This is a genomic window from Synechococcus sp. R6-7 (assembly GCF_047461695.1).
Lineage (GTDB): Bacteria > Cyanobacteriota > Cyanobacteriia > Thermostichales > Thermostichaceae > Thermostichus.
Window position 1 is genome coordinate 1 of sequence record NZ_JANSHS010000414.1, and the last position, 5,801, is coordinate 5,801.

Annotated in this window: 4 protein-coding genes; all 4 read right to left on the reverse strand. The window is 59.2% G+C overall.

The annotated features are described in order from the left end of the window. Window positions 1-127: 127 nt before the first annotated feature. The 4 genes from NW815_RS11850 to NW815_RS11865 all read right to left on the reverse strand — a co-directional run bounded on the left by NW815_RS11850 (window position 128) and on the right by NW815_RS11865 (window position 5,699). Entirely contained in the window at window positions 128-1,222 is a 1,095-nt protein-coding gene (locus NW815_RS11850) for an RNA-guided endonuclease InsQ/TnpB family protein (RefSeq protein ID WP_414389411.1), read from the reverse strand. Window positions 1,223-1,868: 646 nt separating this feature from the next. Further along, entirely contained in the window at window positions 1,869-2,645 is a 777-nt protein-coding gene (locus tag NW815_RS11855; protein WP_414389413.1) for a gamma-glutamyl-gamma-aminobutyrate hydrolase family protein, read from the reverse strand. A gap of 167 nt (window positions 2,646-2,812) precedes the next feature. Then, window positions 2,813-3,844, reverse strand: coding sequence for an ABC transporter permease (locus tag NW815_RS11860; RefSeq protein WP_238376851.1), 1,032 nt, complete (start codon window positions 3,842-3,844; stop codon window positions 2,813-2,815). Between the two features lie 76 nt (window positions 3,845-3,920). Next, entirely contained in the window at window positions 3,921-5,699 is a 1,779-nt protein-coding gene (locus NW815_RS11865; RefSeq protein WP_414416052.1) for an ArnT family glycosyltransferase, read from the reverse strand. Window positions 5,700-5,801: the final 102 nt, after the last annotated feature.

The following is a 5,801-nucleotide window of genomic DNA, read 5'->3' on the forward strand; positions in this document are numbered from 1 at the left end:
GAAAGGACTCCGTCCCGCTGACGCGATCGGGGTTGGTCAGGAAAGGCTCCCCGAGTTACCCCCGCCACCCAAAGATTTCCCCTTCTATCCGAAGCAAGAGAACCGATCCATTGACATTCTCTCCCGCCTAAAGGCGAGGGATTCTTTCCCGGTTTGTGAAACGACTTTCACTTGCCGGGCTACATTGGGCGTGAGGCCAATACCTCAACCCAATGGGGGATGCCATCACCCCAACTACTGGGACATCGAACTGCCCCAGATACTTCCGTCTCAAATTCACTGCACCCACACCGTCGCGGTGAAACCTAAAGCCATAGGCTCGGCAATGATACTCCCTACCACTGGGCTTGTGGAGCATGTTGCAGCGCGGGCACTTCTGCGAGGTGTACCGCTCCTCTTGCAACACCACCCGCATCCCCAACTGCTCTGCCTTGTAGGTGAGCATCCGCCGCACCTGTCCCGACAGCATTTGGTGGATTTTCTGGTTGGCTGCCTTGTTGTACTGGGCCGACCGCCGGATATCCCGGATGTCCCCAATCACAACCGTCTGCACGCCTCTTGCTTGGAGCGTGGAGACCAACCTGGTCGTCTGCTTGTGGAGAATGTCCGCCATCTGCTTTGCCAGCCTAGCTAACTGACGCTGCTTAGAACGAACTAACCGCTTCCGCCGCCGTGAGTCTCTCTTCTTGCGAGCCATTAGCCTGGAGAGCTTGCCCTTCAGCTTGTTCTGGTAACGCCTTTGGGAACGCAGCAACCGCCCGTTGGCTATGAAAGTTTCCTTCCCATCGTGGGCAACGGCCAGATGCACTTCTCCCAAATCCACCCCTGCCACTTCCCCGGCCTTTGGTGTTTCCTCTTCTTTCCTCTCCGCCTGCCGTTTGCTGGGGTCGTAGCAGGCCCGCAGCTCGTACTGCTTGCCGTCCCAGCCGATTTCTACTTGGACTGGAGTCTCCCACGCCCAAGAAATGACCACAGGCGGGTTGGTCTTGCCGTTGGAAAGAACTAACTTCCCACCCCGAACCCTAATGGCAGAGGACTTCCAGATGACCTTGAAGTAGCGCCGCCGTCTTTTGGGGGGCTTGGCGGTGGGGTCGCTGTTGCGGCGGCTGCGCCAGGATTTCAGGGCAGCACAGAAGCTCTGCACTACGGCGTCAGCACTGTGGGCATGGAGCTCATTTTCTGGGCTGTTGGGGAACCAGCGCATTAAGCTTGCGGGTTTCAACCACAAACCTTTTTTACGGACTACCCGCCAAAAGGAAACGAGGGTTTGGGAATACAGCTGGCCTGCTGCCAAAGCCAACTGGTGCAACTGTGGGGAAGTTCCTAACTTGAGCCTGCGGACGCGATACACTTACTTTCACCGGTGCCCCAACTAAGACAGACTATAGCGCTCTGCGCCGCCGCAGGCGTCCGCGAAAGCGTCACGTAGCGATGAAGTAAAAGCCGCCCTTAAGGGCAGGGCTTGCAACCCAGTTTTCTTGGTCAGGGGTTCTAAACTGGTGGCTCCAGAGTTCATTGCCGATGGCATCGTAAAGGCGCACAAAGGCATCGCTAGGCAACTGACCCGGTCTGCTCGGGAAGAGTTCCACTCGCCGCAGGCACCCAAAAGAGCTGAGCTGGCAAAAGCCAGCCCTAAAGAGACGACTCTCTCCAGCGGTCGCTCCCTGTTCATATGCCCACGGCACCCTGACGGGAAAGGACTCCGTCCCGCTACCGCGTTCGCGTTAGCGTCGCGTAGCGACAACGGCGCTTCTTGACAAGGGGGCACCGCCTAGAAGTTAGCACGGGATAACTGACGGGATAACTGACGGGATAACTGTTGGATGATTCTCCAACGGCAGGACTGTCCTCTGGCTGGGAACCTTCCTTTAGGCGACTTGGGGTACGGGCTCAGGGTTGGGCAGCAGGCCAGCTAGGCGCGGGGAAAAACGCAGTGCTGCCTGCACAAAGGCTTGAAACAGACGGAAGTGCTCGGCTTCTTCAAAGGTGAACTCGGGGTGCCACTGCACGGCAACAGCCCAGGGGTGGGTTTCGTGTTCAATGGCCTCGATCAGCTCATCTCGAGAACGGGCAGCCAAACGCCAACCTGAGGGCACATCGCGGATGGCCTGATGGTGCCAAGAGACCACAGAGATTTCTTCTGCGCCGACGATTTGGTGTAGCCGTGTGGAGCGGATCAGGCTGACATTGTGGCGAATGGGCTTGCGATCAGCGGGGTTGAAGTGATCCAGCTCGTCGTACACATCAGGCACATGGGGGATCAGCTTGCCGCCACTGACCACATTTAACAATTGCATCCCCCGGCAAATGCCTAAAACAGGGATCCCCTGGGCCAGCACGGCCTGAGCCAAGGCCACCTCAAATCGATCCCGCTCCGCGTTCACATAGCGCACCTGGGGATGTTGCGGATCCTCTCCATAGGTGCTGGGGCAGAGGTCGCCGCCACCGGTCAACACCAGGCCATCCACCCAAGACAGCAAAACTTGGGGCTCGCTTTCGCCTGGGGGAAAAAGAACAGGGATCCCTCCGGCAGCACGAATGGCATCCACATAGCGGCCTGGCGCTACAAAGTCTCCCTCGTCATTGCGGTTGCGGGTGGTAACGCCGATGAGCGGTCGATTTGAAAAAGGGGATGTCCGATTCATCCTTCTACGATAACCTTATTTCCCGATGTTGATGGTGCTATGCCTACGGCAGAGGAACCGCACCACTGTCCTGAGCAGAAAAATCCAAAGTTTTCCCCCGCGATAGGAGTTAAATCTCGTTGTTGCGCAACGCTAACGCAAAGGGATCCCAGAAATCGCCGAAGCCATTAACCTTTCCCAAGGAAATAGCGGCGGCTGATCCCTTGGGCCAACAAGACGAACAACACCAGGGATCCCTGAATCACACCGGCCAAAGAAGACTCCAATTGCAAAGAGAGAGGCAGTTGCAAGCTGCCGATGTTAAGACTGCTGAAGAAAAAGGCAATCGGCAAAATCAGCAGGGGGTTAAAGCCTGCCAGCATCACCACCAACAAGGCCAGAAAGCCCAAATTGCTGGAGATATTGGGGATGAGGCGATGGAACAGAGCCAACACCTGCAAGGCGCCCGCCAGCCCTGCTAAGCCCCCACAGCAGGCAAATGCCATGAGCAACCTGCGGGTAGCCGGGATCCCCAACCGGAAAGCAGCTACAGGGTTTTTCCCCACCGCCCGCAACTGCAGGCCGAAGCGAGTGTTGCCCACCACCAGCACCGTCAGGGCCAAAGCCAACAGGGCCAGCAGCAACGCCACCGGACTGGCCTCTGACCGCCCCCAGGTGGGCAACCACAGACGGGGATCCAACACTTCCGTCCCGCTCATGGAAGCCACCCCCGGCCTTTTCCAAGGGCCGAAGATCAGGTAGAGCACCCAACCTTGGGCAACAAAATTCAGCCCCAGCCCAGCGAAGATCTCGTTGACCCGCCCCCACACATTCAGGATCCCAGCCAACAGGCCCCAGCCCGCCCCCCCCAGGATCCCGGCCAAAAGCGCCAAGGTAATGGCCAGTGGCGGCGGCAACCATCCCGCTTCCAGACGCACCAGAAACGTGGCCGCAATTGCCCCGACCACCATTTGCCCTTCGATGCCCAAGTTGTAGAGACCGGCAACAAACGTAAACACCAGCCCACAGCAGCAGAGGACAAGGGGAGCCAGCGTTGCCAAAACCCGGCCAAACTGAGCTTCAGTGCCGAAGGCCCCCTGCCACATGCTGGCCGCCACCTGGAGAGGTGAAGCCCCCGCCAGCAGGATCACCCCCGCCACAAATAGCAGCGCTGCCAGCCAAGCCAATCCCTGGATTACCCAGGTACGCTCTAGAGACACCCACGACCGGCCCGATTCCGCTATTCCCGCCATGCTTTAACACTTCCTAGGATTCTTAAACTTAAGATTTTTAAACTCAAAGAGGCTCCCCGCTGCCCTGCTCCAAGAGGGGATCCAAACGGCGCACCAGTTGCCAGCCCTCCACCGCCGCTAGAGGTTGTAACCCCAAATCCCGGATCTCCACCTGTTCTGCCTGCACCGGAGAAACCCAAAGGTAGTCTCCATATTCCCCTCGTTGCAGAGCCTGATCATCCACCCATCTCCCCGGATGGGGGGTATAAAAAGCGATGGCCTGAGCCTGACAGACATCCGGCAAGCCGCTGCGGCCAATATCCACCACCGTCTCCCCAGCCTCTGTCGAGGACTCCGTCCGAATAGCGCGAACGGACGGGGGCAGCATCTGGCTCCAATCCATGCGGGCAAAAGCAGGGCTGAAGTTGCCGAAATCAGGCCGCAAGACGATGGTGATCATGGCGAGGATCCCGGCCAACAAGAGGGTTCCCACCCACAGACTGCCGGCACAGCGCAACACCCGCCGCCAACTCCAGATCCCTGGCAGCAAGAGGTACAAAACACCGATCACCACCAGCGGCCAAGCATGAGGCTGTAGGAGCTCCAGACCGTCTACGCCCAGCCGGACGGCCACCCCCAAGCCCAACAGCAGCAGCCCCACCGCTGCCAGGCCCCAAGAGATCACCTGAGCCAGACGGGGCTTTAAGTGCAAGGACTCCGTCCCGCTAACGCGATCCGCACCGCTGACGCGACCCCGCATAGCCAACGCTTGATCCAAGGCTACCCCGGCCAAGAGAGCCAGCCAGGGGTAAAGCTGCACGGTGTAGTAGGGGGTTTTGGTGGGATAAAGCTGCAACAACAACAACAGCAGCAGGGGGAAAGACCAGATCAGCAGCGTGGATCCCGGCTGCTGGCGCACCAGGAGAAAGCCACCCACCAAAGCCAAAACCGTCCACGGGAAGCCATGAACGGGAATGTGCCAAAAGTAGTACCAGCCGGTGGCATCCGCATGGAAGGGCTCTTGCCCCAGATCCCACACCTTCCCCACCAGGGTGGTCAGCACCTGTGGGCCATACACCTGCATGGCTGGACCTAGCCAGAGGCCAAAAATCCCCAAGCCCAGCCCAAGCGCCAGCCAAAATGGGGCGGATCCCATCCAGCGGCGCCGTTGCTGCACGAGATAGGGGATCAAAGCCGCCCCCGGCAGCAGGATCATGGCACTTTTCATCAGCAGGCCCAGCCCGAAGGCCACTCCGGTTAGCCAAAACCAAACCCTGTGGCCGCGGATACCGTTGACCAGCCCCAGGATCCCCAGCAGCTCCAGAAAGGTCAAGGGCACATCCTGCCCCACCAGCCGCCCCTGCTGCACCCAGAGGTAGCACAGGGGCAAAACCGCCATCCCCAAAAAGGCCGCCCGCATCGGCAAAAAAAACCACCCAATCCAACCCACCAGGGGAATGGAGAGCAAAGCAGCGAGGATCCCTGGCAGCCGCGCTGCCCACTCGTTTACCCCGTACAGGGCAAAACTGAGGGCCACGCTCCAGGTGAGCAGAGGGGGTTTCTCGAAAAAAGGCTCCCCCAAAAAAGTGGGCCCCAGCCAATGCCCTCCCCGCAGCAGCTCGCGGGCCATTTGGGCATAAAAGCTCTCGTCGCAGCCAGCCAAACTGGGATCCGCCCCCGAAAGCACAAACAGAGGCACTGCCAGGCCCATGACTAGTAGGCTTAGGCCCCAAAAGGGCACTAGGTGCGGGTCGCGGCGAAACTGAACGAAGGAGCTGGATCCCGGCAGGGATCTGCGGCTAGGAGAACTGCCCAGACGGTTGGGGTTGCCGAAAGGACGCATGGGACTCCGTCCCGCTAACGCGATGGGACAAGTCAGCAAGGGGCGGCTCTAACCAGACTAGACAAGGACTCCGTCCCGCTTACGCGAGCGGCAGAATTTTTT